Here is a 21,973-nt window from a genome sequence, read left to right as displayed (position 1 = left end):
ACAAAGACTCTTATACGCAAAGCCTCACGAAACGATATAGCTATTCAAAAATGCTAGGAGTCGTTTTAACATCTCGGGGCTATTTTTGATTCCATAAAAGGTTTGCCTCCGCATCTGCTTGGTAGATCAACGACCGTTTTCCTGCCATCCGGATACTACCAATTTAGAAGGAGGCATTGGGGAGGCAGCGGCAGCCGGCAGCTATATGCAAGTTAATCGGGCTGAATAAAAAACAATGTTTAGCGGGTGCGGGGAGCGTATTATGATGACTCAGACCCGACTAGCCGGTCTGAATGTGCGCTGTTATTTTCTGCCCGATTCAATACCTCTTCTTCGTGGGAGGCGTAAACAAACGCTGCCCGCATTTCTTATCTACTTTTGTTGCTCCGAAGCGTCTCCGGCTATTCCTAGCCACAGTTTCGCTTTGCTCATCTACCGCTTCGGCGCGTTGTTCTTCGCATTCATGGCTAAAGTCGCAATCAACCTTTCTACCGGGAGTATTCAGCAGGAAGAAATCATCGTGGGCATTGATCTGGGCACCACGAACAGCTTAGTGGCCTACATTCACCCCGAAGGTCGGCGGCCCGTGGCTATCAACGACCAGGGCCGTGGCACCATCGTGCCCAGCGTCGTGCACTTCCCCGGTGATGACAACGACCCCATCGTGGGCACCGACGCCAAGCAATACCTGCTTACCGATCCGCAGAACACGATTTACTCCGTGAAGCGCCTGCTCGGCAAGTCGTATCGTGACTTAGGTGAGCACGCCGGACAGCTGGGCTACAAAATCATTGACGACAATACCGAAGGCTTGGTCAAAATCCGCGTTGGGGGGCATTTTTACTCGCCCATTGAGCTGTCGGCCGAAATTTTGAAGGAACTGCGGACCCGTGCGGAGCACGCTCTTAAAACGCCTGTGAATAAGGCAGTAATTACCGTGCCGGCCTACTTTAACGACTCCCAGCGCCAGGCTACCCGCGACGCCGGCCGCCTAGCCGGTCTGGAAGTATTACGCATTGTGAATGAGCCTACGGCGGCGGCGCTGGCTTACGGCATTGGTTTGTCGCCCGATGAAGAGAAAACCGTAGCCGTATACGACCTGGGCGGTGGCACCTTTGACATCAGCATTCTGCGTATTCAGCAAGGCATATTCGAGGTACTTAGCACCAATGGCGACACGTACTTAGGCGGCGACGATTTTGACCGCTTAGTGAGTGAGCATTGGGTTCAGCAGTATAATCTAACCAGCCAGCTCGCCGCGACTCCTGATGGTCAGCTGAAGCAACAGCTCCGACTAACAGCCGAGCAGGCTAAAAAGCACCTAAGTCAGCACGAGGAATTTACCGCCGACCTGCCTGGTGCTGATCAGGTGCGGCTTACTAAAGCGGAGTTTAACGACCTGATTCGTCCCTTGGTAGCGCGCACCATCACCGCCTGTCAGCAAGCCTTAACTGATGCTAAATTACCCCCCAGCGCCCTCGACGCGGTGTTGCTGGTAGGAGGCTCTACGCGGGTGCCCTTAGTGTACGATACGGTCTCCGAATTTTTTCAGCAACCCGCCAATAGCTCCCTCAACCCTGATGAGGTAGTAGCTTTAGGAGCAGCTATTCAGGCCGACATCTTAGGCGGCAACCGTCGCGATGTTCTCTTGCTCGACGTAACGCCCCTCACTTTAGGCATCGAAACGCTGGGCGGCCTCATGGACCCCATTATCCCGCGCAACTCCAAGATTCCGACCAAAGCCGGCCGACAGTACACGACTAGCGTCGATGGGCAAGTGAATCTCAAGATCTCCGTGTACCAGGGTGAGCGTGATTTGGTCAAAGAAAACCGCAAGCTGGCCGAATTTGACCTTCGTGGTATTCCGGCCATGCCCGCTGGTTTGCCTAAAGTAGACGTCAATTTTATTCTAAATGCTGATGGCATTTTGAAGGTAGAGGCGCTTGAGCTTCGCTCTAATACCCATCAAGCCGTCGAAATAAAGCCCCAGTATGGCCTCACGGATGAGCAGGTAGAGAAGATGCTGATGGATTCACTAACCCACGCCCGCGCAGACGTGACAGCGCGCATGGTCATAGAGGCCCGCACCGTGGCCGAGCAGATGATTTATCAGGTGGAGCGCTTCGTGGATAAAAACTCCCAATACCTGACTGAAGACGAAATAACCCAGACGGCCGCCTCAGTTGAGAATCTGAAAGATGCTCTTACCACCCAGGATAAGGACACGATTCTGAAAGCCGTGGATGAGCTGGAAAGCCTGACCAGCCCCTTTGCCGAGCGAGTGATGAACATCTCCATCAAGCAGGCCATGACGGGCAGAAAGATCGAGTAAGACTATTTTTTCTGCTTGCCCTGCGGAGCCGGAATCATTCCAAAACTCAGGATACGCGTGGCCGCGGTATCCCGAAAGGTCACGTCGAGCATAACGCGGGGACGGTCCTGTAGGGAGTCGCTTTTAAAGGAAAAGGCGTAGAAGTAGCGCGGCGTTGCTTCTTCGCCCAGGCGTATACCCAGCTTGTAAAGCGCAATGGGTTGGCCGAAATCACGGCCTTGCTGATACAGGGGCCGCACCGCTTCCCGAAACTGTTTTTTAGAAACAGCTTTGCTCACCTCGGGAGCTAAGAGCTTGTACGCTGCGTTGTTATCTCCACGGAGTACGGCTAGCAAGAACTGACGAGCTACCTGTATCTGGGAAGGGTGGGCGGCCGCCGGGAAGCTAAGTAGCAGAAGCAGCGCCCAGCACACCAATTTGCCCCCCAGCCTCCATGCAGATACTAATTTAGGCCGGCTGGTGCTGTTATTTTTGAGCTGCATTACTCTTCTACTTGAGGCACAAGAATGAATACGTCCTCCCCTGGCCGCTTCATAATGTACCGCTCACGGGCAAACTTCTCTAGCAGCTCAGGACTGCTTAGCAGCTCGGCACGCTCCTTCTTCACAGTTTCAATACTGGTTAGATAGTACTCGCGCTCCGTTTGCAGCTCGCGCCACTTCTCGTACATATCGTATTGCTTAAACAAGTCGTTCGCGTCGAAAATACACATCCAGACCATAAAGCTAACTCCGGTCAGGAAGTAGAAGCTGCGCACCACGCGCGACACAGCAGTAAAGAAAGTAGACCAGCTCATAGGCTCAAATATACTAAAAACGGCACCGCAGCCTATGAAGCCGCGGTGCCGTTCTAGCAGCATCTGCGTAATCAGTGAAAAATCAGCCGAAATCAGGAATTTACATCTTGCGGCCAGGGTAATAAGCTATTTCGCCCAACTCCTCCTCAATACGCAATAGCTGGTTGTATTTAGCCATCCGATCGGAGCGCGAAGCGGAGCCCGTTTTGATCTGACCCGTGTTCAAAGCCACTGCCAAATCAGCAATCGTATTATCCTCGGTTTCTCCCGAGCGGTGCGACATAACGCTCTTATAGCCATTACGACGGCCCAGGTTAATGGCGTCGATGGTCTCGGTGAGGGTGCCAATCTGGTTTACCTTGATGAGAATAGCATTCGCAATATTCTCATCAATACCGCGCTGCAAACGGTCTACATTCGTTACAAACAAGTCGTCGCCCACAAGCTGAATTTTGCCCCCCAGACTCTCAGTGTGCTGCTTCCAGCCGGCCCAGTCATCCTCATCCATGCCGTCTTCAATGCTCAGGATAGGATATTTGCTAACCCAGTCGGCCCAATAGTTCGCCATTTCTGACGAAGTCAGCTTATCGCCGGAGCTTTTCTTGAAGTGATAGATGCCGTTCTCGTAGAACTCCGAACTGGCCGCGTCCATGGCAATCATAACGTCCTCGCCGGGCCGGTAGCCCGCCGTTTCGATTGCCTGAAGAACGACCTTAATTGCCTCCTCGTTGGACTTGATGTTTGGGGCGAAACCACCTTCGTCGCCCACGTTAGTGCTCAGGCCCTGCTTCTTCAGCACATTTTTCAGGTGGTGAAATATCTCAGTGCCCCAACGCAAGCCTTCCGAGAACGACTCCGCCCCCACGGGCATAATCATGAACTCTTGGAAGTCAATAGAGTTGTCGGCATGTGAGCCACCGTTCAGAATGTTCATCATCGGTACCGGCAGTGTCGAAGCGCCTACGCCACCTACATAGCGGTAGAGTGGCATACCAGCCTCCTGTGCTGCCGCCCGCGCGATAGCCAAGGATACGCCTAGGATAGCGTTGGCCCCAAGATTAGCCTTGTTAGGCGTGCCATCCAGCTCCAGCATGATTCGGTCGAGCAAGCTTTGTTCATATACCGAGAAGCCAATCAGCTCTTCAGCTATCGTACTGTTTACGTTCTCAACGGCTTTGAGCACTCCCTTGCCCATGTACATCGACTTATCATCGTCGCGTAGTTCCACGGCCTCATGCTTACCCGTTGAAGCTCCCGATGGCACGGCAGCGCGGCCTACTACGCCGTTGTCTGTCGTTACATCTACTTCAACTGTTGGATTGCCGCGTGAATCAAAAATCTGCCGGGCGTGAATGGCGGAGATAATGCTCATGATGAAAGAATAAAGGTTGAAAAATGAAGCGAAAAACTGCTTTATTGAAAGCTAAGGCACCGTAGCTATGTGCCTGGACCTAACTGCTTATACCATACACCGTAGCCACGCATCAGTTCCGGAGAATGAAAGCTAAGAGCCAGCAGCCAAAAGCTAATGGCTCATTACTTAGCTGCCAAAAGGCGACAACAAGGTAAGGAATTAGCTGTAGAGGAAAGTAGGCCATATACCGGGCAATAAGATTTGCCCCCACAACTGTTAAAACAGAAAAGGGGCATACCGTATGGTACGCCCCTTTTCTGTTTGTATTGCTTCACGTTACGAAGCAGCTTCCTCGTCTTTTGCTTTAGCGTCGTCACGAGTCTCGTCTTCTTTTACGGTCGTCGTAGGCGTGTCCTCAGGAGCAGTAGTAGCTACCACTGGAGCGGCCGTCTCTGCTGTAGTTGCAGCGGCTTTCGGCTCTGCTACTACTTCAGCGGAAGATTCGCCTTCTCCAGCCGTAGCCGACTTCTTGCGGCCACGGGAGCGACGAGTCGTCGTCTTAGCTTCACCGGCGTTCTTAGCCTCCAGCAGTGTCTCGTTATAATCTACCAGCTCAATAATGCATAACTCAGCATTGTCACCCAAACGGTTCTCGCTGAGTTTGATGATACGGGTATAGCCGCCGGGACGGGTAGCAATTTTAGCCGCAACCTCACCAAACAGTTCTTTTATTGACTCCTTGTTTTGTAGGGTCGAGAAAACCGTACGGCGAGCATGGGTTGTATCGCTCTTGGCTTTAGTCAGCAAAGGCTCGATGAACTTGCGAAGGGCCTTGGCTTTAGCTACCGTCGTTGATACGCGCTTATGCATTATCAGCGAAGAAGCCATGTTAGACAGCATCGAGTTGCGATGCGCAGCCGTGCGGCCTAAGTGGTTGATTGTTTTACCGTGTCTCATTGTGTTGTTGTGCTAATGCGGAGTGTATGTGCTTGCGTTGGGCGACCACGGCGGGCAGGATGCGCGGGGCAGCCACCTCATTAGAACCGCCCGACCTCGGGCACACTGAAATAAAAATTAAAAACAAAGGCTGAACTGTCCAAGCCGCTAAGCCTTCGACAATTCAGCCATTACGCATGAAGACTAATCTTCATCGAGTCTGTACTTACCCAGGTCCATTCCGAAGTTCAGACCTTTCTCTTCTACCAGGTTTTCTAACTCAGTCAGCGACTTCTTACCGAAGTTGCGAAACTTCATCATGTCGCTCATATCTAGCTGTACTAGGTCACCGAGGGTTTTGATATCGGCAGCCTTAAGACAGTTGTAAGCACGCACCGACAAGTCCATATCCGCCAGTGGCGTCTTCAGAACCTTGCGCATGTGCAGCGTCTCTTCGTCTACGGTTTCTTCTTCCTCAGCCTTAGCCGTCTCAAAAGTCATCGTATTGTCAGAGAACAGCATGAAGTGCTGAATTAGGATGTTAGCGGCACCTTTTAGTGCTTCCTCAGGGTGAATAGAGCCATCGGTCTGAATCTCAATGAGCAGCTTCTCATAGTCAGTCTTCTGCTCTACCCGAGTATTCTCAATGCTATACTTCACGTTTTTGATAGGCGTGAAGATGGCATCGATAGCAATTTGCCCGAATACTTGATCAGTAGGCTTATTCTCTTCGGCGGGTACATAGCCCCGACCTTTCTGCACAGCTAGTTCGAACTCTAACTCAGTATTGGCATCTACATGGCAGATAACCAAATCTGGGTTTAACACTTGGAAGCCGTTGGTAAACTTATTGATGTCGCCGGCCGTGAATGTCTCCTGACCTTTGATACGGACGGTGATCTTGTCCTCAATAGCGTCGCTTACCTTCTTGAAGCGGACCATTTTTAGGTTCAGAATGATTTCGGACATGTCCTCAATCACACCTTCGATGGTCATGAACTCGTGCAGCACGCTGGGCGTGCGAACCGATGTAACGGCATAGCCCTCCAGCGACGACAGCAGGATACGGCGCAAAGCGTTACCGATCGTGACGCCGTAGCCTTTCTCCAGCGGTTTGAATTCAAACGTTCCGTAAAAGTCATCGGATTTCTCCATCACAACTTTCTCCGGCATTTGAAAAGCTAAGATTGACATAAGTGGGGCTTTAAAAATACAACAAGGGGAAAAACGAAGTCTGCCAGCAGGCGATTACTTCGAGTACAGCTCGACGATCAGCTGCTCCTGGATCTTCTCCGGGATCAACTCACGTGAGGGGGCATTAGTAAACTTGCCAATCATTTCCTTGCCGTCCCACTCCAACCACGAGAAGGCGCGAGCATTGCGAGCGCTCAGGCTAGTGGTGATAGTTTCCAGCGACTTTGATTTCTCACGAACACCAATAACGTCACCTGCACGCAACTTATAGGAGGCAATGTTAACTACTTCGCCATTTACAGTGATGTGCTTGTGCAACACTAGCTGACGAGCAGCGCGGCGGGTAGGAGCTACTCCTAAGCGGTACACTGTATTGTCAAGACGTGACTCCAATAGAGCTAAAAGGTTGTCACCCGTAATGCCAGGGAGGGCAGCAGCTTTATGGAAGAGGTTTTCGAATTGCTTTTCCAGTACACCGTACATGTACTTTACCTTTTGCTTCTCCATCAGCTGGATAGCATATTCCGACTGCTTCTTGCGGCGGCCACGACCATGCTGGCCGGGGGGGTAATTTTTCTTATTAAGTGCCTTGCTTGGACCGAAAATCGGTTCTGCAAAGCGACGGGCAATCTTGGTTTTAGGACCGGTATAACGTGCCATTTCGAGGATGTTGAGTTTTGCAGGGGTTGAACCGCGAATGTCGAGCCTCGCAAACGCGTTGCAACAAGTGCATACGCATCGGAAACCCGACACCAGGGGGCAAATCCGCAGACGTGTAGCCTACGCTTTGCCTGTTCAGTATATCAGACGCGACGACGCTTAGGCGGACGGCAGCCGTTGTGGGGCAGCGGTGTTACGTCGCGGATGGTAGTTACCTCAATGCCCACATTCTGGAGGGTACGGATAGCCGACTCACGACCTGAGCCTGGTCCTTTTACAAATACTTCGGCTTTGCGCATGCCCAAATCATGGGCTACTTTACCGCAATCCGTAGCTGCCATCTGAGCAGCGTATGGAGTATTCTTCTTCGAGCCGCGGAAGCCCATCTTACCAGCAGAAGCCCAGGAAATAACCTGACCATTGTTGTTGGTGATGGAGATGATGATGTTGTTGAAAGAAGCCTTGATGTGAATCTGACCTACCTGCTCAACAACAACAACCCGCTTCTTGGCTTTGTCTTTTCTCTTTTGTGCCATTTAGTTATCGCAAAAAACGCGGAAGTTGTTGATGCCCGCTCAGTATGCTAAGCAAGCACCGATTTCCGCTACTGGTTATTTAGTAGCCTTCTTCTTGTTGGCAACAGTCTTACGCTTGCCCTTACGAGTGCGTGAGTTGTTTTTGGTACGCTGGCCACGAACTGGCAGTCCCTTACGGTGACGCAATCCACGGTAGCTACCAATGTCCATCAGGCGCTTGATGTTTAATTGCACTTCTGAGCGCAATACACCCTCAGTCTTGTGCTGGGCGGCGATGATAGCACGGATCTCGCTGGCTTCAGCCTCCGTCCAGTCTTTAACCTTCTTATCTACAGAGATACCGGCTTGGCCAAGAATCTTCTGAGCTAAAGAACGGCCAATGCCGAAAATGTACGTGAGGGCGATTTCGCCACGCTTGTTGTCCGGGATATCAACCCCTGCAATACGAGCCATATGCTTTTATAAAACGAATGGTTTAACCTTGACGCTGCTTGTAGCGTGGGTTCTTTTTGTTAATGACGTAAAGTTTGCCCTTGCGGCGAATTACCTTACAGTCAACGCTGCGCTTTTTGACCGATGCTTTGACTTTCATGTCGTCGTCAGTAAATTATTTGTAACGGTAAACAATGCGTCCCTTTGACAAATCGTAGGCCGACATTTCCAGCTTCACCTTATCTCCCGGCAGAATTTTGATATAGTGGATACGCATCTTTCCAGAAATGTGGGCCACCAACTGATGACCATTTTCCAACTCAACACGAAACATCGCATTAGAGAGTGCTTCTAGAATTACTCCGTCCTGCTCAATGGAGGATTGTTTGGCCATAAGGCTACTGTAAGGCTTTTTCTATGTACTCGAAGGAGGTTAAAATCTCCGCCTTGTCTTTTCTAACAACTACTGTATGCTCAAAGTGCGCTGAAGGTTTCTTGTCCTTGGTTCGGATGGTCCAGCCATCCTTTTCCTGAACAATATGCTTGACACCGAGATTGACCATAGGTTCAATTGCAATAACTAACCCCGTCTGCAGCTTTAGCCCCGAACCACGTTTACCGTAATTCGGCACCTCGGGCCGTTCGTGCAACTTCTTGCCCAAACCATGACCAACCAGTTCTCTGACTACTCCATAACCTTGCTTCTCAACAAAGCTCTGAATAGCGTTACCGACATCACCCATGCGGTTGCCAGCCACTGCTTGCTCGATGCCGAGATATAAAGACTGCTTGGTGTGAGCTAACAAGTTTATCACCTCAGGTGCCACCTCCCCGATTGGGTAAGTGTAAGCGCTATCGCTGTGGTACCCGTTAAGAAAAACTCCACAATCGATTGAAACAATATCACCACCTCTTAAAGTGTAGTCGCTGGGAAAACCATGGACTACAACCGAGTTAGGCGATATACAAAGACTATAGGGGAAATCATTGTAGCCTTTGAAAGAAGGTTGCCCTCCATTGTCGCGAATGAATTCCTCCGCGCGCTGGTCCAGCTTCCGGGTAGTTACCCCTTCTTTGATAAGGCTCGCGACTTCTCCGTGAGTCTGGGCTAAAACTTTCGCACTAGCCCGAATGAGTTCTATCTCTTCCTCGGTCTTATAAACGATCATTACCTAAGAAGCCATCGCCACATTTTGCGATCTACCTCTGAGCTTACCTGTTTTCATCATTCCATCGTAGTGACGCATCAGTAGGTAGCTTTCCACCTGGTTAAGCGTATCCAATACAACGCCAACCATGATGATCAATGAAGTACCACCATAGAAAGCTGAGAACGGACGAGTTACGCCAGCTAATAGAGCTAGAGCAGGAAAGATTGCAATGAGAGCAAGAGCAATAGCTCCGGGTAATGTGATACGGGTCAGGATCTCATCCATGTGCTCAGAGGTATCACGGCCAGGCTTAACCCCCGGAACAAAGCCTCCACTGCGTTTCAGATCATCAGCAATCTGGTTAGGATTAACGCTGATAGCAGTGTAGAAGTAAGTGAAGACAATAATCAAAGTAGCAAAAACGAGGTTATACTGCCAAGACGTATAGTCCGAAAACTTAACGCCTATATAGCTGGCAGTGTCACTGTCATTTTGCCAAATAGAGGCAACGATTGCTGGCACGAACATCAATGACTGAGCAAAGATGATAGGCATTACACCAGCAGCATTAACCTTTAGAGGGATAAACTGGCGTTGAGCGTTAAGCTGAGTCGTACCACCTACCTGCTTGGCGTATTGCACCGGAATGCGACGCACCGCTTGGGTTAGCACGATTACAGCCATCACCACCAGGAACAGCACCACCATTTCAATCAGAAAGATCAATGACCCACGCATGCCCTTGGCGGCAGCTTCACCGATAATGGCTCCTGGAAAGCGAGAAACGATACCAATCATAATGATCATCGAAATACCATTTCCAATGCCCTTATCGGTTATCTTCTCTCCTAGCCACATGCAGAATAAGGTTCCGGCCGTGATAATAATCATGGTGGAAATCGTGAAGAATGTGCCAGGCGAAATGATGGCTTCAGGAGTGATAGTGGCAATAAAACCAATCGACTGAGCCATCACAATAGGAATGGTCAGAATACGAGTATACTGATTGATTTTCTTGCGGCCTGACTCTCCCTCCTTCTGTAGCTTCTGGAAGTAAGGAACTGCAATCGTAAGCAGCTGCAAAACAATGGAAGCTGAAATATAAGGCATGATACCTAACGCGAAGATGGAAGCATTGCTGAATGCTCCACCTAGTAAGGTGTCCAAAATTCCGAAGAGACCTTCGGCTCCCTGCTTTAATCTGGTAGCATCTACCCCAGGCAACACGACAAAAGAACCTAGCCGGTAGATAGCAATGAAAAAAAGCGTATTGAGAATCCGCGTACGCAGATCCTCAATCGCAAAAATGTTCTTTATCGTTTCGATAAACTTCTTCATTGCAAGTCAGGCTTTATAAAGTCACTGCTTTGCCACCAGCTTTCTCAATCGCCTCAACGGCAGATTTAGAAAAAGCGTGAGCATGAACTTCCACAGCCTGGGTGATTTCACCACGACCGAGAATTTTGATTTTGGCGTTCTTAGAAACTAGGCCGTTGGTTACGAAGTAAGCAACATCCATGGTGGCTGCACTGTTCTTCTCCGTCAGGCTCTGGAGAGCGTCGAGATTAATACCCTTATACTCTACCCGATTAATGTTCGTGAAGCCAAACTTAGGCACTCGACGCTGTAGAGGCATTTGGCCACCTTCGAAGCCCGACTTCTTAGAATAGCCCGAACGTGACTTCTGCCCTTTGTGACCACGAGTAGATGTACCACCGCGGCCCGAACCCGTACCGCGACCGATGCGCTTTTCATTGCGCGTTGCGCCGACGGCAGGTTTTAGATTGCTGAGATTCATGTTAAGATACTTCTTAGAGTTCGGTTACTTCAACCAAATGCTGCACCGCGGCTACCATCCCAGCAATCTGGGGGGTATTTTCCTTTTCCGAGGTGCTTCCGATTTTACCCAAGCCTAGGGCTTGAACTGTACGCTTTTGACGCTCTGGGCGGTCAATTACGCTTTTTACCAATTTGATCTTTATCTGCGCCATCTCGTCTAGCCGTTAAAAACTTGTTGGAGAGTAATGCCGCGCTGCTGAGCAATCTGCATAGGATCACGCATCTTCAATAAAGCATCGAAGGTTGCCTTTACCACGTTGTGGGGGTTAGACGAACCTTTTGACTTAGCCAATACATCTTTGATACCAGCGCTTTCAAACACTGCGCGCATAGCACCACCAGCAATTACACCAGTACCAGCGGCAGCTGGTTGTACCAGCACGAAGCCCCCTGAATACTTGCCCTCCATTACATGAGGAACAGTATGCTTATACAGAGGAACTTTTACCAAGTTTTTCTTAGCGTCATCGATTCCCTTTGCAATAGCATCAGTTACCTCGTTAGCCTTACCAAGGCCAAACCCTACAGTGCCGTTGCCATCACCTACTACTACAATAGCTGAAAAGCTGAAACGACGACCACCTTTCACCACTTTGGCTACTCGGTTGATGGCTACTACCTTTTCTTTTAGATCAGTATCGCCAGCACGAGGAGTTTGCTCCCGGTTACCGCCCCGATCATTGCCACCACCACGACGGTCGTTGCCGCCCCGGTCATTGCCGCCACCACCACGGTTGCTGTTGTTAAATTCTGCCATGATGATTTAGAAATTGAGACCGCCTTCGCGGGCTCCTTCTGCCAATGATTTTACGCGGCCGTGGTAGAGATAACCTGAACGGTCAAACACTACCTTGGTAATACCCTTTTCCTGAGCGCGAGAGGCAATTTCTTTACCTACTGCAGCAGCAGAAGCTACGGGAGTAGCATCATCAGCCGTTATTACGTGCTTATATGATACAGATACCAGCGTTTGACCAATGGTGTCATCAATAATTTGGGCATAAATACCCTTATTGCTGCGAAACACCGACAAACGAGGCCGATCGGACGTGCCAGCCACCCGCGTACGGATGATGCGCTGGATCCGCTTTCTTCTTGATGCTTTATCGAAAGCCATAATGCGAAATTATTTCGAAGCTGTTTTACCAGCCTTGCGACGAATCTGCTCACCCACGAAGCGTACACCTTTGCCTTTGTAAGGCTCAACTTTGCGCAACGAACGAATTTTTGCAGCTACTTGACCTAACAGTTGCTTATCTATGCTGGTCAGAGTAACGATAGGATTTTTACCTTTCTCCGTAAGAGCAGTAGCAGTTACCTCCTTAGGCAGGGCCAAGAAAATATTGTGCGAGTAACCTAAGGAGAGTTCCAGCGTAGTACCAGCCATTGTAGCCTTATAACCTACACCTACTAACTCCAAACGCTCCGTGTAGCCATCACTAACACCAACAACCATGTTGTTAATGAGAGAACGATACAAGCCGTGCATAGCCTTATGGCGCTTCTGTTCGGTAGGACGCTCTACTACCAGTTGACCATCAGCAGTAGAAACGGTGATGTCGCGGTCTACGGGAGTGGTCAAAGTCCCTTTCGGACCCTTAACGGTTACTTCGTTTTCTTTGCTGATATCAATCTGCACGTTAGTGGGCAGGCTGATCGGTAGTTTACCAATGCGTGACATAGTTCTGTTTCCTCTCGCTTAGTAAACGTAGCACAGCACTTCGCCGCCCACGTTTTCGTTTTTGGCTTCTTTCTCCGTCATCACGCCTTTCGACGTGGATAGGATGGCTACCCCGAGACCGCTCAATACACGTGGCAGATTCTCCACATGCGCATATTTGCGCAGACCAGGCTTACTTACACGCTCCAACTTCGTAATAGCCGGCTGCTTAGTAGCAGGGTTGTACTTAAGTGCAATCTTGATCGTGCCTTGTACCGACGAATCATCAAAGCGGTAGCTCTGAATGTAGCCCTTATGGTAGAGCACTTTCGTGATTTCCTTTTTGATGTTGCTGGCCGGTATTTCTACTACCCGGTGGTTTGCCTTGATGGCATTACGCACCCGAGTCAAATAATCGGCAATTGGATCTGTATTCATTTGATGTAGAATAGTACACTCCTTTTTAGGGAGCGCAAAGATAAGAAAATTTCGCAGCTGCAGAAAGCAACAGCGAAATTTTCAGTTAAGACTACTTGGCTCGGGCTTAAAAGCACGGCCAATGGTTTCTTGGGCTACTTGTAAGAGGAGTAAAGAATAGCCAGTATACCAGTATTAGGAGGTATAATGGTTGTTCTTAAGCTACCAGCTAGACTTAGTAACTCCGGGGATCTTACCAGCTAGTGCCATCTCACGGAACGTAACGCGGCTAATGCCGAACTTACGCATGTAACCGCGGGGGCGACCGTTGATCTTGTCGCGGTTGTGAACACGTACTGGCGAAGCGTTGCGGGGCAACTTATCCAGACCTTCGTAATCGCCAGCAGCTTTGAGTGCTTTACGCTTCTCAGCATAACGAGCAACTGTAGCGATACGCTTTCTTTCTCTTGCTTTAACGGATTCCTTAGCCATTGTTTTCTTTCTTGGCGTTAGTGAAGGGCATTCCGAAAGCCTTAAGCAGCTCGTAGCTCTGCTCGTCGTTCTCGGCGGATGTAACGAAGGTGATATCCATACCAGAAATCGATTTGATTTTGTCAATCGAAATTTCTGGGAAGATAATCTGCTCTTTGATACCAAGGGTATAGTTACCCCGGCCATCAAAGCCCTTATCGTTGATGCCTTTGAAGTCACGTACACGAGGTAGAGCAACTGTCAGCAGACGGTCCATAAACTCGTACATACGCTCGCCACGCAAGGTAACTTTAGCACCGATAGGCATGCCCTCACGAAGCTTAAAGTTAGAAACCGAGCGCTTGGCAATTGTAGGAACAGCTTTCTGACCAGTGATGGTCGTCAGCTCGTCCACACCATTATCAACCAGTTTCTTGTCAGCTACAGCTGCACCGATACCACGGTTGATACAGATCTTAGTGATGCGTGGCACCTGCATTACGCTCTTGAACTGAAATTTCTCCTGGAGCGCAGGAACCACGTCTTTCTGATATATTTCTCTGAGTCGAGCCATTGTCGTAAAGCCAGGTTAGGCGTTTTGCTGGGGGGCATTTTTGCGTACCCGCTCACCCGTCTTAGGGTCAATGGGCTGCACGTTGCTCACATGAATGGGAGCTTCGATCTTAGTGATACCACCCTGTGGGTTTTTAGCGCTTGGCTTATTGTGCTTCGTCACTAGATTTAAACCCTCGATGATAACGCGCTGTGAAGTACGATTCACCGATTTGATAGTACCAGTCTTACCACGCTCGTCACCAGCAATTACCTTAACGGTATCACCAGTCTTAACGTGCAATTTCACAGGCTTTTGGTCTTTTGCTTTCGTTGCCATTTGCTACTATGCTTATAGAACCTCAGGGGCCAGTGAAACAATTTTCATAAACTGGCGCTCACGCAACTCACGAGCCACAGGTCCGAAGATGCGGGTACCGCGGGGCTCATCGTTGTTGTTAAGTAATACCGCAGCGTTGTCATCGAAACGAATGTAAGAACCGTCTTTGCGACGTACTTCTTTCTTCGTGCGGACGACAACCGCTCTTGATACAGTGCCTTTCTTAGCGTTGCCAGATGGTATAGCCGACTTGATCGAAACAACGATCTTATCGCCTACGCTAGCATATTTCTTACCAGTGCCCCCGAGGACACGGATGCAGAGCACTTCTTTTGCGCCGCTATTATCAGCGACGGTCAGACGGGATTCTTGTTGTATCATCTTACTTGGCGCGCTCTACGATTTCTACTAACCTCCAACGCTTGTTTTTGCTTAGCGGCCGTGTGGACATAATCCGTACGGTATCACCTTCACCACATTCGTTGTTTTCATCATGAGCCATGAACTTGGTAGTCTTGCTCACGAACTTGCCATAGATGGGGTGTTTCTGCTTTTCCTCTACCACTACTGTGATAGATTTATCCATTTTGGAGCTAGACACACGCCCAATAATCTCTTTGCGCATATTCCGCTCAATAGTAGCGGGAGTCTGCTGATCTGTGTTGGTTGCCATCGTTATTTAGCAGTTTGGTTTGCCTGCTCGTTCTCGCGGCGGGTCAACTCAGTCTTCAGACGAGCTACGTTCTTGCGGCTATGCTTCAGGCGAATCGGATTCTCTAGGGGAGAGATGGCGTGCGCGAAACGCAGCGACTGACCGCTAGTCTGTTCGGTTTTGATCTGGTTCTTTAGCTCTTCTACTGAGAGAGCACGGATATCAGCGTTTTTCATCTTACTAGTTTTCTACGTAGTCGCGACGAACAACAAACTTGGTCTTCACGGGCAACTTTTGCGCCGCTAGACGCAGTGACTCCTGGGCTACCTCGAGCGGAACGCCGTCCGATTCGAACATGATAGTGCCGGGGTGTACAATGGCTACCCAATACTCAGGTGAGCCTTTACCTTTACCCATCCGCACTTCAGCAGGCTTCTTGGTAATAGGCTTGTCAGGGAAAATGCGGATCCAAACTTGACCTTCACGCTTCATAGCACGGGTCATGGCGATACGAGCCGCCTCAATTTGGCGAGCCGTAATCCACGCAGTTTCCAGCGACTTGATAGCGAATGAACCGAAGTCAATGGAGCTGCCGCGGTAGGCTAAGCCTGTTACGCGACCCTTTTGCATCTTGCGATACTTGGTCCTTTTCGGTTGTAACATGATTATCGAAAAATATAGATTCGAGAAATGAGAATGGGTTAGCGACGAGGAGCACCGCCACCGCGGTTTTGCCCCCCAGGAGCACCAGCACCGCTGTTGCGACGTGGGCCACCACCCTGGCCTTGACCACCACGGTTGTCACCGCCACGATCACCACGGCCTTCACCGCCACGATCATTACGGTCACGGCGTGGGCCACGATCACCACCACGGTCGCCACGCTCACCACGTGGGCCACGGTCATTACCGCCACGGCTATCAGTACCCTGGTTGGCGGGCTGCTGGTTAGGCGACAAGTCTGGCTTGCCAAATACCTCACCACGCATTATCCACACTTTGATACCAATCTTACCGTACACAGTTTGAGCTTCTGACAAAGCGTAATCAATGTCAGCGCGCAATGTGTGCAGTGGAGTACGCCCCTCTTTGTACTGCTCCGAGCGAGCAATTTCAGCGCCGCCAAGACGACCACCACACTGCACTTTGATGCCTTCAGCGCCTACACGCATTGCAGCCTGAATAGCTTGCTTCATTGCACGACGGAACGAGATACGAGCCTGTAGCTGCTGAGCAATGCTCTCACCTACTAGTTTAGCATCAAGTTCCGGACGCTTAATTTCGAAGATGTTGATCTGAACGTCTTTGCTGGTAATCTGCTTTAGTTCATCTTTGATCTTATCAACTTCCTGACCGCCTTTACCGATAACTACACCTGGACGAGCCGTGTTGATAGTAATGGTGATGCGCTTCAGAGTACGCTCGATTACGATGCGGGAAATACCGCCTTTCGGAATACGAGCAAGGATGTATTTGCGGATTTTCTCGTCCTCTACCAGCTTGTCGGCGAAGTCCTTACCGCCGTACCAGTTCGAGTCCCATCCTTTGATGACACCTAAGCGGAAGCCAACCGGATTTACTTTCTGTCCCATAGTGCTTATGCGGTGGCTTCAGCCGTTTTTTCAGTAGTGGTTTTCTTAGTCGAGCTACGACGGGTGCGAGTAGCACTAGCTTTTGCTTCAGTCGGCTTTTGCTCGGAGGCTTGCTTAACAGCAGCTTTGCTACCAAGTGGCTCAACCTTCGAATCAATTACCAACGTCACATGGTTGCTGCGCTTTCGGATGCGGTGACCGCGACCCTGAGGAGCAGGACGTAAACGCTTCAACTGACGACCTTCATCAACGAATATCTCTTTGATGTAAAGGTTAGCGTCTTCGATGCGCTCGTCTTCATTCTTCTGCTGCCAGTTAGACAAAGCTGAGAGAAGCAATTTCTCGATGCGCTCAGCACCTGAATTGGCTTCAAACTTTAGCAAGCCCAAGGCGCGGGTCACTTTCTGACCGCGGACCATATCGGCTACCAGACGCATCTTACGAGGCGAGGTAGGCACATTGCGGAGTTTAGCTGTTGCTTCCATCTTAGCGCTTACCTTTATCTTTTTTGGCTACGTGGCCACGGAAGTTGCGCGTGGGTGCGAACTCACCGAGCTTGTGGCCAACCATGTTTTCAGTCACGTACACCGGAATAAACTTGTTACCGTTATGTACCGCGAAGGTGTGCGTCACGAAATCAGGGGAGATCATGGAGCGGCGCGACCAGGTTTTGATAACCGACTTTTTGCCGGAACCTTCCATCGCTGTTACTTTCTTCTCGAGCCGGAAGTCAATGTACGGCCCTTTTTTTAGCGAACGTGCCATTGCTTACTTTTTGCCTTTACGGTTTACGATGAGTTGCTCGGAGTACTTATTCTTGTTGCGAGTCTTCTGACCCTTAGCGAAGATACCGTTACGGCTACGTGGGTGACCACCCGACGACTTACCTTCACCACCACCCATTGGGTGATCGACTGGGTTCATGGCAACACCACGAACACGTGGACGACGACCCATCCAACGGTTACGACCGGCTTTACCGAGACGCACATTCATATGGTCGCCATTAGAAACAGTACCGACCGTAGCCATGCAGGTAACGAGTACCATACGCATCTCGCCGGAAGGCAATTTCAGCGTAGCGTATTTGTCTTCGCGAGCTACCAACTGAGCATATGTACCAGCTGAGCGAGCGATAGAGGCGCCACCGCCAGGCATCAATTCAATGTTATGAACGATAGTACCGAGGGGCATTTCACGCAATACCAATGCATTGCCTACTTCAGGAGCGACCCCAGGGCCAGCAACTACTGTAGTTCCTACTTCTAAGCCAGCGGGAGCGATTATATAACGCTTCTCACCATCGGCGTAGCTGAGCAGAGCGATACGCGCCGTGCGGTTAGGATCGTACTCAATCGTCTTTACCGTGGCTGGAACACCAGCTTTATCACGCTTGAAGTCGATGATGCGATACTTCTGCTTATGTCCACCACCGATGTAGCGGTTAGACATTTTACCCGAATTGTTTCGGCCACCGGATTTTTCCATGGGTGCCAACAACGATTTCTCCGGCGTCGACGTGGTTATCTCGTCGAAGGCCGGGGCGATGCGAAATCGTTGACCCGGTGATGTTGGTCTTAGTTTTTTGAGTGCCATTTTATCTTAAAATGCGCTTGCGAGTAAGCTCTCCTTATATACCGCTATAGAAGTCGATGATATCACCTTCTTTCACAGTTACGATAGCCTTCTTTCCGTGTGGGCGACGGCCGCTAACAGCACCACCTTTCTGGAATTTAGACTTCATTTTGCCGTTGGTGCGGATCGTGCTAATGCCCGTTACCGTGACACCATACATCTGCTCAATCTCTTTTTTGATCTGAACCTTATTAGCTGTACGCTCTACTTCGAAAGCATATTGACCTTTTTCGTTCAGAGCCGTGGCCTTTTCGGTCACAATGGGTTTCTTCAACGTGCTCATTACTCAGCAGGGGTATAAAGTTGTTCCAACGACTTCAGCCCGTCTTCCGACAGCAACAGCGTATCCGTGTTGAGCAGGTCGTGCGTATTCAAAGCGATTGGCGTAGCCACGGTCACTTTCTGAATGTTGCGCGCCGATAGCAGCACGTTCTTGTTGGCTTCGCCTGTTACGAGCAGAGTTTTCTTGCCGTTATTCAGCTTCAGACTAGTTAGAATCGAAAGAAAGTCTTTCGTGCGGGGAGCATCTAGTGTGATAGTTTCTACCAAAGCTACTTTGCCTTCCTGAGCCAAGGTGCTCAGGGCTGACAAACGAGCAACCCGCTTTGTCTTTTTGTTGAGCTTGAAGCCATAATCACGAGGCTGGGGGCCAAATACGCGACCACCACCGATGAATACAGGTGACTTCATGCTACCAGCGCGAGCACCGCCCGTACCTTTTTGCTTTTTGAGCTTCTTGGTAGTGCCTTGCACTTCGTGACGCTGCTTCGACTTGTGCGTGCCTTGGCGTTGATTGGCCAAGTATTGCTTCACGTCGAGGTACATCACGTGCTCATTCGGCTCTAGGCCGAAGATGGCGTCAGACAGCGTGACCTTACGGCCAGTGTCTTCACCTTTAATGTTATATACTGACAGTTCCATCTCGCGTTATTTTTCCAGGACCACGTAAGAATTCTTGGCGCCGGGAACCGAGCCGCTAACCAGAATCAGGTTTTTGTCGGCTACAATGCGCATTACCTTCAAGTTCTGGATTTTCACACGGTCACCACCCATACGACCACCCATGCGCATTCCTTTGAATACGCGTGAAGGCCAAGAGCAGGCACCGATAGAACCAGGGTGACGAAGACGGTTATGCTGACCGTGGGTTTGACCGCCTACACCAGCAAAGTTGTAACGCTTCACAACACCTTGGAAACCCTTACCTTTTGAGGTCCCTACTACGTCAACAAACTCACCTTCCTCGAAGAGGTCAGCCTTGATTTCGGCACCGGCAGCGTACGTAGACTCTGCGTCGAGGCGGAACTCAACAAGTTTTCTTTTGGGAGTAGTCCCGGCTTTAGCGAAGTGACCAGCTAGTGCTTTGGTGGTATTTTTGGCTTTTTTCTCGCCGTAACCGAGCTGAACAGCCGTGTAGCCGTCCTTTTCGATAGTCTTAACCTGCGTCACTACGCACGGACCCGCTTCGATGAGCGTACAGGGAATGTTCTTCCCGTCCGGAGTGAAGAGGCTTGTCATACCGATTTTTTTACCGATGATGCCAGGCATTCGTTTTTGGTTTAATTAAAAGACATAGAGAAAACGCCCGCATGGCGTTTTCGTAATGGGAGTGCAAAGCTAGGAAATTTTAATACCTTTTTCAAACCCGGCTCTAAAATATTTTCACAGAGGTCATCTTTCATGGTTTCCAGCTTTAGGCTCTATATCAATCAATTCCGACTGAAAACAGCCGAGCTAGCTAGGTCGCCAGTCCACTTCTTGTCGGGTTGGCAGCATCAGGCCATTTATTGGCATTAATAGAAAGAGCAGTGTGAATAATAAGCCCACTTGATTCTTTTGATCAAGAGTGTATTCTACCAAAAAAGACAAGGAAATAATTATGTACTGAGCAATCAGTAAGGGAGCTATGTTAGGCCATGACCAGTATAAAGGGTAGTAAAAGCAGACATTAAAGACAAATAGTCCCAATCCGCCAAAAGCTACCAGGTAGTATAGAAACTGATTGTGTGGCAATAAGTAGGCAGTTGGTTCTATAGCAGGAAAGTCGTCCTGATAATAAACAGCTACTTCGTCTTCCATGTCTGCTTTACCTACCCCTATTAATGGGTGAGCCTGCGCGATTTGGAGCCCTACTTTATAGGAGTACACTCGTCCTACCAACGAAAAATTGTTGGCTGAGCCTGCTTTCTCTACTCTACTCACATCGTCTTGGGTATTATAGTACTTATTGTGGAAGGTTGGAAAACATATAAAACTCATCAGTGGAAGTATAAGCAGCATCCCTCCTGCTCCAAGTGCCCATTTATAATGGCGCGTTTGCCATGACCATCCTATTACCACAAGACCAAGCGCGTTAAAGGCTACCAACCCGCTGCGTACGGCTAATAAGTACAAATACAGGATTAGAAAAATGGTTGTTAGCAATACTAGCAGCCGATGGCGGCCTGCTATTGCCTGGTTGATCAAAAATAGGCTTCCGATAGCTATAGCAAACGTAACCATCAGGCTAAACCGGATATAGTCCGGTACAGTCGGAATTATCTGGGATTGATAATAGAGCTGATCAATTTCAGCTCTGTGCATCAAGTAGTAGCCTGTACTGCCAAGTGCTGAAGCTACCACTAGGTAGTAAAACAACAGGTATAATCGCTGTAAAGCCAGCGATGATAGCGGCGGCAGGAGCCAGAAGGCCGCAGGCAATACCAGAAAAGGAAGCTGCTGAAAAATATCGACCCAGTATTCTTCCCTATTTGCCTCACTCGTGTTAAGCCCTGCCACTACATGCAGGAAGAATACCCCCGTCAGTGCACTATATACCCGCCAATGCTTCTTTTGCACAATATGTCGATGTCCGACAGTGTGTAGCAAAGCAGTTAGACCTATGCTTAGTGTTCCTATGCCAGAAAACGCTGGCAGAAAATCATTTGTAAAGAGGCCAATAAGCAGTAGCCCAACGCTTACTATCGTTGCTGCTTCCGTACGCTTAGCACTAAGGATGGTAACAAAAGACACTATAGAGAAATAAATTGATGAGCAGGGATGATGCAACATAGCAAAAAAGCCCCCCAGAATATTTCTGGGGGGCTTTTTATGAGCTATTGAAACCAGTCCTCAGACTTTGATTTCCACGTCTACGCCGCTTGGCAGTTCAAGCTTCATCAAGGCATCTACCGTTTTCGATGAGGTCGAGTAGATGTCCACGAGACGCTTGTACGTGCAGAGTTGAAATTGCTCACGCGACTTCTTGTTCACGTGGGGCGAACGAAGAACGGTGAACTTCTCCTTTTTGGTAGGTAGCGGAATAGGACCGCTCACGATGGCGCCCGTAGCCTTCACCGCTTTCACGATCTTCTCGGACGATTTGTCTACGAGATTGTGATCGTAGGACTTGAGTTTAATGCGAATTTTCTGGTTCATGTCTTAA

Annotated in this window: 35 protein-coding genes; 1 reads left to right on the top strand and 34 read right to left on the bottom strand. The window is 49.6% G+C overall.

Features of this window, described 5'->3' with window-relative positions:
• Window positions 1-463: 463 nt before the first annotated feature.
• A complete protein-coding gene (hscA, locus tag B9A24_RS11820) occupies window positions 464-2,332 on the top strand; it encodes a Fe-S protein assembly chaperone HscA (RefSeq protein WP_084446087.1) in 1,869 nt (622 codons plus the stop codon).
• Window positions 2,333-2,334: 2 nt separating this feature from the next.
• Here the strand turns inward: hscA and B9A24_RS11815 are convergent, their stop codons facing one another.
• The 34 genes from B9A24_RS11815 to rpsJ form a co-directional block, all read right to left on the bottom strand.
• Window positions 2,335-2,814: a hypothetical protein gene (locus B9A24_RS11815; protein ID WP_084446084.1), complete on the bottom strand. Its 480-nt coding sequence runs from the start codon at window positions 2,812-2,814 to the stop codon at window positions 2,335-2,337.
• Window positions 2,814-3,128: an FtsB family cell division protein gene (locus tag B9A24_RS11810; RefSeq protein ID WP_084446130.1), complete on the bottom strand. Its 315-nt coding sequence runs from the start codon at window positions 3,126-3,128 to the stop codon at window positions 2,814-2,816. The genes B9A24_RS11815 and B9A24_RS11810 overlap by 1 nt, the downstream gene beginning before the upstream one ends.
• A 100-nt stretch (window positions 3,129-3,228) precedes the next feature.
• Window positions 3,229-4,500, bottom strand: coding sequence for a phosphopyruvate hydratase (gene eno / locus B9A24_RS11805; RefSeq protein WP_084446080.1), 1,272 nt, complete (start codon window positions 4,498-4,500; stop codon window positions 3,229-3,231).
• A 318-nt stretch (window positions 4,501-4,818) separates the two neighbouring features.
• Window positions 4,819-5,439 (bottom strand): 50S ribosomal protein L17, encoded by a 621-nt coding sequence (gene rplQ, locus B9A24_RS11800; protein WP_084446078.1) that lies wholly within the window; start codon window positions 5,437-5,439, stop codon window positions 4,819-4,821.
• Window positions 5,440-5,622: 183 nt separating this feature from the next.
• Complete coding sequence (locus tag B9A24_RS11795) at window positions 5,623-6,612, bottom strand: DNA-directed RNA polymerase subunit alpha (protein WP_084446075.1); 990 nt, start codon at window positions 6,610-6,612, stop codon at window positions 5,623-5,625.
• A gap of 54 nt (window positions 6,613-6,666) precedes the next feature.
• A complete protein-coding gene (gene rpsD, locus B9A24_RS11790; protein WP_084446072.1) occupies window positions 6,667-7,272 on the bottom strand; it encodes a 30S ribosomal protein S4 in 606 nt (201 codons plus the stop codon).
• Between the two features lie 143 nt (window positions 7,273-7,415).
• Window positions 7,416-7,808 (bottom strand): 30S ribosomal protein S11, encoded by a 393-nt coding sequence (gene rpsK, locus B9A24_RS11785; RefSeq protein ID WP_084446069.1) that lies wholly within the window; start codon window positions 7,806-7,808, stop codon window positions 7,416-7,418.
• 75 nt (window positions 7,809-7,883) lie between these two features.
• Window positions 7,884-8,261, bottom strand: a complete 378-nt coding sequence (gene rpsM / locus B9A24_RS11780) for a 30S ribosomal protein S13 (protein ID WP_084446066.1) — start codon at window positions 8,259-8,261, stop codon at window positions 7,884-7,886.
• A gap of 22 nt (window positions 8,262-8,283) precedes the next feature.
• A complete protein-coding gene (gene rpmJ, locus B9A24_RS11775) occupies window positions 8,284-8,400 on the bottom strand; it encodes a 50S ribosomal protein L36 (protein ID WP_071890035.1) in 117 nt (38 codons plus the stop codon).
• Between the two features lie 15 nt (window positions 8,401-8,415).
• Complete coding sequence (infA, locus tag B9A24_RS11770; protein ID WP_084446063.1) at window positions 8,416-8,634, bottom strand: translation initiation factor IF-1; 219 nt, start codon at window positions 8,632-8,634, stop codon at window positions 8,416-8,418.
• Window positions 8,635-8,638: 4 nt separating this feature from the next.
• The gene (map, locus tag B9A24_RS11765) at window positions 8,639-9,409 is read right to left on the bottom strand and encodes a type I methionyl aminopeptidase (protein WP_084446060.1); all 771 of its coding nucleotides are present in this window, start codon (window positions 9,407-9,409) and stop codon (window positions 8,639-8,641) included.
• Between the two features lie 3 nt (window positions 9,410-9,412).
• Window positions 9,413-10,729 (bottom strand): preprotein translocase subunit SecY, encoded by a 1,317-nt coding sequence (secY, locus tag B9A24_RS11760; protein ID WP_084446057.1) that lies wholly within the window; start codon window positions 10,727-10,729, stop codon window positions 9,413-9,415.
• Between the two features lie 13 nt (window positions 10,730-10,742).
• Window positions 10,743-11,189 (bottom strand): 50S ribosomal protein L15, encoded by a 447-nt coding sequence (rplO, locus tag B9A24_RS11755; RefSeq protein WP_084446054.1) that lies wholly within the window; start codon window positions 11,187-11,189, stop codon window positions 10,743-10,745.
• Window positions 11,190-11,202: 13 nt separating this feature from the next.
• Complete coding sequence (gene rpmD / locus B9A24_RS11750; RefSeq protein WP_084446051.1) at window positions 11,203-11,382, bottom strand: 50S ribosomal protein L30; 180 nt, start codon at window positions 11,380-11,382, stop codon at window positions 11,203-11,205.
• Window positions 11,383-11,387: 5 nt separating this feature from the next.
• Complete coding sequence (gene rpsE / locus B9A24_RS11745) at window positions 11,388-11,987, bottom strand: 30S ribosomal protein S5 (protein ID WP_084446047.1); 600 nt, start codon at window positions 11,985-11,987, stop codon at window positions 11,388-11,390.
• Window positions 11,988-11,993: 6 nt separating this feature from the next.
• The gene (gene rplR / locus B9A24_RS11740; protein WP_084446044.1) at window positions 11,994-12,347 is read right to left on the bottom strand and encodes a 50S ribosomal protein L18; all 354 of its coding nucleotides are present in this window, start codon (window positions 12,345-12,347) and stop codon (window positions 11,994-11,996) included.
• Between the two features lie 9 nt (window positions 12,348-12,356).
• Window positions 12,357-12,911: a 50S ribosomal protein L6 gene (gene rplF / locus B9A24_RS11735; protein WP_084446041.1), complete on the bottom strand. Its 555-nt coding sequence runs from the start codon at window positions 12,909-12,911 to the stop codon at window positions 12,357-12,359.
• 18 nt (window positions 12,912-12,929) lie between these two features.
• Entirely contained in the window at window positions 12,930-13,328 is a 399-nt protein-coding gene (gene rpsH / locus B9A24_RS11730; protein ID WP_084446038.1) for a 30S ribosomal protein S8, read from the bottom strand.
• A gap of 201 nt (window positions 13,329-13,529) precedes the next feature.
• Window positions 13,530-13,799, bottom strand: a complete 270-nt coding sequence (gene rpsN, locus B9A24_RS11725; RefSeq protein WP_084446035.1) for a 30S ribosomal protein S14 — start codon at window positions 13,797-13,799, stop codon at window positions 13,530-13,532.
• On the bottom strand, window positions 13,792-14,352 hold the full coding sequence (rplE, locus tag B9A24_RS11720; RefSeq protein ID WP_084446032.1) for a 50S ribosomal protein L5: 561 nt from the start codon (window positions 14,350-14,352) through the stop codon (window positions 13,792-13,794). Before rplE ends, rpsN begins: the two co-directional genes overlap by 8 nt.
• A gap of 15 nt (window positions 14,353-14,367) precedes the next feature.
• Window positions 14,368-14,670, bottom strand: coding sequence for a 50S ribosomal protein L24 (rplX, locus tag B9A24_RS11715; protein WP_084446029.1), 303 nt, complete (start codon window positions 14,668-14,670; stop codon window positions 14,368-14,370).
• 12 nt (window positions 14,671-14,682) lie between these two features.
• On the bottom strand, window positions 14,683-15,051 hold the full coding sequence (gene rplN / locus B9A24_RS11710) for a 50S ribosomal protein L14 (protein WP_084446026.1): 369 nt from the start codon (window positions 15,049-15,051) through the stop codon (window positions 14,683-14,685).
• Window position 15,052: 1 nt separating this feature from the next.
• A complete protein-coding gene (gene rpsQ, locus B9A24_RS11705; RefSeq protein WP_084446023.1) occupies window positions 15,053-15,343 on the bottom strand; it encodes a 30S ribosomal protein S17 in 291 nt (96 codons plus the stop codon).
• A 2-nt stretch (window positions 15,344-15,345) separates the two neighbouring features.
• On the bottom strand, window positions 15,346-15,558 hold the full coding sequence (gene rpmC / locus B9A24_RS11700; protein WP_084446020.1) for a 50S ribosomal protein L29: 213 nt from the start codon (window positions 15,556-15,558) through the stop codon (window positions 15,346-15,348).
• Window positions 15,559-15,562: 4 nt separating this feature from the next.
• Window positions 15,563-15,985 carry a 50S ribosomal protein L16 gene (gene rplP, locus B9A24_RS11695; protein WP_084446017.1) on the bottom strand — a complete coding sequence of 141 codons (423 nt, stop codon included), beginning with the start codon at window positions 15,983-15,985 and terminating at the stop codon, window positions 15,563-15,565.
• A 38-nt stretch (window positions 15,986-16,023) separates the two neighbouring features.
• The gene (rpsC, locus tag B9A24_RS11690) at window positions 16,024-16,914 is read right to left on the bottom strand and encodes a 30S ribosomal protein S3 (protein ID WP_084446014.1); all 891 of its coding nucleotides are present in this window, start codon (window positions 16,912-16,914) and stop codon (window positions 16,024-16,026) included.
• A gap of 5 nt (window positions 16,915-16,919) precedes the next feature.
• The gene (gene rplV, locus B9A24_RS11685) at window positions 16,920-17,399 is read right to left on the bottom strand and encodes a 50S ribosomal protein L22 (RefSeq protein ID WP_084446011.1); all 480 of its coding nucleotides are present in this window, start codon (window positions 17,397-17,399) and stop codon (window positions 16,920-16,922) included.
• A 1-nt stretch (window position 17,400) separates the two neighbouring features.
• Complete coding sequence (gene rpsS, locus B9A24_RS11680; RefSeq protein WP_084446008.1) at window positions 17,401-17,679, bottom strand: 30S ribosomal protein S19; 279 nt, start codon at window positions 17,677-17,679, stop codon at window positions 17,401-17,403.
• Between the two features lie 3 nt (window positions 17,680-17,682).
• Window positions 17,683-18,510 (bottom strand): 50S ribosomal protein L2, encoded by an 828-nt coding sequence (gene rplB, locus B9A24_RS11675; protein ID WP_084446005.1) that lies wholly within the window; start codon window positions 18,508-18,510, stop codon window positions 17,683-17,685.
• Between the two features lie 34 nt (window positions 18,511-18,544).
• On the bottom strand, window positions 18,545-18,832 hold the full coding sequence (rplW, locus tag B9A24_RS11670) for a 50S ribosomal protein L23 (RefSeq protein ID WP_084446002.1): 288 nt from the start codon (window positions 18,830-18,832) through the stop codon (window positions 18,545-18,547).
• Window positions 18,832-19,470, bottom strand: a complete 639-nt coding sequence (gene rplD / locus B9A24_RS11665; RefSeq protein ID WP_084446000.1) for a 50S ribosomal protein L4 — start codon at window positions 19,468-19,470, stop codon at window positions 18,832-18,834. The genes rplW and rplD overlap by 1 nt, the downstream gene beginning before the upstream one ends.
• A gap of 6 nt (window positions 19,471-19,476) precedes the next feature.
• Complete coding sequence (rplC, locus tag B9A24_RS11660; protein ID WP_084445997.1) at window positions 19,477-20,097, bottom strand: 50S ribosomal protein L3; 621 nt, start codon at window positions 20,095-20,097, stop codon at window positions 19,477-19,479.
• Window positions 20,098-20,283: 186 nt separating this feature from the next.
• Window positions 20,284-21,600, bottom strand: a complete 1,317-nt coding sequence (locus B9A24_RS11655; RefSeq protein WP_084445994.1) for an O-antigen ligase family protein — start codon at window positions 21,598-21,600, stop codon at window positions 20,284-20,286.
• Between the two features lie 60 nt (window positions 21,601-21,660).
• Window positions 21,661-21,966, bottom strand: coding sequence for a 30S ribosomal protein S10 (rpsJ, locus tag B9A24_RS11650; RefSeq protein WP_084445992.1), 306 nt, complete (start codon window positions 21,964-21,966; stop codon window positions 21,661-21,663).
• Between the last annotated feature and the right edge of the window lie 7 nt (window positions 21,967-21,973).

It is taken from the genome of Hymenobacter roseosalivarius DSM 11622, from assembly GCF_900176135.1.
GTDB lineage: Bacteria > Bacteroidota > Bacteroidia > Cytophagales > Hymenobacteraceae > Hymenobacter > Hymenobacter roseosalivarius.
The sequence above is the reverse complement of the archived record's forward strand: the minus strand, read 5'-3'. Positions and strand labels throughout refer to the sequence as shown.

What these genes read in the sequence shown, in the direction of transcription:
- hscA (WP_084446087.1), top strand. Translation starts at nt 464, where the DNA reads ATGGCTAAAGTCGCAATCAACCTTTCTACCGGGAGTATTCAGCAGGAA.
- B9A24_RS11815 (WP_084446084.1), bottom strand. Translation starts at nt 2,814, where the DNA reads ATGCAGCTCAAAAATAACAGCACCAGCCGGCCTAAATTAGTATCTGCA.
- B9A24_RS11810 (WP_084446130.1), bottom strand. Translation starts at nt 3,128, where the DNA reads ATGAGCTGGTCTACTTTCTTTACTGCTGTGTCGCGCGTGGTGCGCAGC.
- eno (WP_084446080.1), bottom strand. Translation starts at nt 4,500, where the DNA reads ATGAGCATTATCTCCGCCATTCACGCCCGGCAGATTTTTGATTCACGC.
- rplQ (WP_084446078.1), bottom strand. Translation starts at nt 5,439, where the DNA reads ATGAGACACGGTAAAACAATCAACCACTTAGGCCGCACGGCTGCGCAT.
- B9A24_RS11795 (WP_084446075.1), bottom strand. Translation starts at nt 6,612, where the DNA reads ATGTCAATCTTAGCTTTTCAAATGCCGGAGAAAGTTGTGATGGAGAAA.
- rpsD (WP_084446072.1), bottom strand. Translation starts at nt 7,272, where the DNA reads ATGGCACGTTATACCGGTCCTAAAACCAAGATTGCCCGTCGCTTTGCA.
- rpsK (WP_084446069.1), bottom strand. Translation starts at nt 7,808, where the DNA reads ATGGCACAAAAGAGAAAAGACAAAGCCAAGAAGCGGGTTGTTGTTGTT.
- rpsM (WP_084446066.1), bottom strand. Translation starts at nt 8,261, where the DNA reads ATGGCTCGTATTGCAGGGGTTGATATCCCGGACAACAAGCGTGGCGAA.
- rpmJ (WP_071890035.1), bottom strand. Translation starts at nt 8,400, where the DNA reads ATGAAAGTCAAAGCATCGGTCAAAAAGCGCAGCGTTGACTGTAAGGTA.
- infA (WP_084446063.1), bottom strand. Translation starts at nt 8,634, where the DNA reads ATGGCCAAACAATCCTCCATTGAGCAGGACGGAGTAATTCTAGAAGCA.
- map (WP_084446060.1), bottom strand. Translation starts at nt 9,409, where the DNA reads ATGATCGTTTATAAGACCGAGGAAGAGATAGAACTCATTCGGGCTAGT.
- secY (WP_084446057.1), bottom strand. Translation starts at nt 10,729, where the DNA reads ATGAAGAAGTTTATCGAAACGATAAAGAACATTTTTGCGATTGAGGAT.
- rplO (WP_084446054.1), bottom strand. Translation starts at nt 11,189, where the DNA reads ATGAATCTCAGCAATCTAAAACCTGCCGTCGGCGCAACGCGCAATGAA.
- rpmD (WP_084446051.1), bottom strand. Translation starts at nt 11,382, where the DNA reads ATGGCGCAGATAAAGATCAAATTGGTAAAAAGCGTAATTGACCGCCCA.
- rpsE (WP_084446047.1), bottom strand. Translation starts at nt 11,987, where the DNA reads ATGGCAGAATTTAACAACAGCAACCGTGGTGGTGGCGGCAATGACCGG.
- rplR (WP_084446044.1), bottom strand. Translation starts at nt 12,347, where the DNA reads ATGGCTTTCGATAAAGCATCAAGAAGAAAGCGGATCCAGCGCATCATC.
- rplF (WP_084446041.1), bottom strand. Translation starts at nt 12,911, where the DNA reads ATGTCACGCATTGGTAAACTACCGATCAGCCTGCCCACTAACGTGCAG.
- rpsH (WP_084446038.1), bottom strand. Translation starts at nt 13,328, where the DNA reads ATGAATACAGATCCAATTGCCGATTATTTGACTCGGGTGCGTAATGCC.
- rpsN (WP_084446035.1), bottom strand. Translation starts at nt 13,799, where the DNA reads ATGGCTAAGGAATCCGTTAAAGCAAGAGAAAGAAAGCGTATCGCTACA.
- rplE (WP_084446032.1), bottom strand. Translation starts at nt 14,352, where the DNA reads ATGGCTCGACTCAGAGAAATATATCAGAAAGACGTGGTTCCTGCGCTC.
- rplX (WP_084446029.1), bottom strand. Translation starts at nt 14,670, where the DNA reads ATGGCAACGAAAGCAAAAGACCAAAAGCCTGTGAAATTGCACGTTAAG.
- rplN (WP_084446026.1), bottom strand. Translation starts at nt 15,051, where the DNA reads ATGATACAACAAGAATCCCGTCTGACCGTCGCTGATAATAGCGGCGCA.
- rpsQ (WP_084446023.1), bottom strand. Translation starts at nt 15,343, where the DNA reads ATGGCAACCAACACAGATCAGCAGACTCCCGCTACTATTGAGCGGAAT.
- rpmC (WP_084446020.1), bottom strand. Translation starts at nt 15,558, where the DNA reads ATGAAAAACGCTGATATCCGTGCTCTCTCAGTAGAAGAGCTAAAGAAC.
- rplP (WP_084446017.1), bottom strand. Translation starts at nt 15,985, where the DNA reads ATGTTACAACCGAAAAGGACCAAGTATCGCAAGATGCAAAAGGGTCGC.
- rpsC (WP_084446014.1), bottom strand. Translation starts at nt 16,914, where the DNA reads ATGGGACAGAAAGTAAATCCGGTTGGCTTCCGCTTAGGTGTCATCAAA.
- rplV (WP_084446011.1), bottom strand. Translation starts at nt 17,399, where the DNA reads ATGGAAGCAACAGCTAAACTCCGCAATGTGCCTACCTCGCCTCGTAAG.
- rpsS (WP_084446008.1), bottom strand. Translation starts at nt 17,679, where the DNA reads ATGGCACGTTCGCTAAAAAAAGGGCCGTACATTGACTTCCGGCTCGAG.
- rplB (WP_084446005.1), bottom strand. Translation starts at nt 18,510, where the DNA reads ATGGCACTCAAAAAACTAAGACCAACATCACCGGGTCAACGATTTCGC.
- rplW (WP_084446002.1), bottom strand. Translation starts at nt 18,832, where the DNA reads ATGAGCACGTTGAAGAAACCCATTGTGACCGAAAAGGCCACGGCTCTG.
- rplD (WP_084446000.1), bottom strand. Translation starts at nt 19,470, where the DNA reads ATGGAACTGTCAGTATATAACATTAAAGGTGAAGACACTGGCCGTAAG.
- rplC (WP_084445997.1), bottom strand. Translation starts at nt 20,097, where the DNA reads ATGCCTGGCATCATCGGTAAAAAAATCGGTATGACAAGCCTCTTCACT.
- B9A24_RS11655 (WP_084445994.1), bottom strand. Translation starts at nt 21,600, where the DNA reads ATGTTGCATCATCCCTGCTCATCAATTTATTTCTCTATAGTGTCTTTT.
- rpsJ (WP_084445992.1), bottom strand. Translation starts at nt 21,966, where the DNA reads ATGAACCAGAAAATTCGCATTAAACTCAAGTCCTACGATCACAATCTC.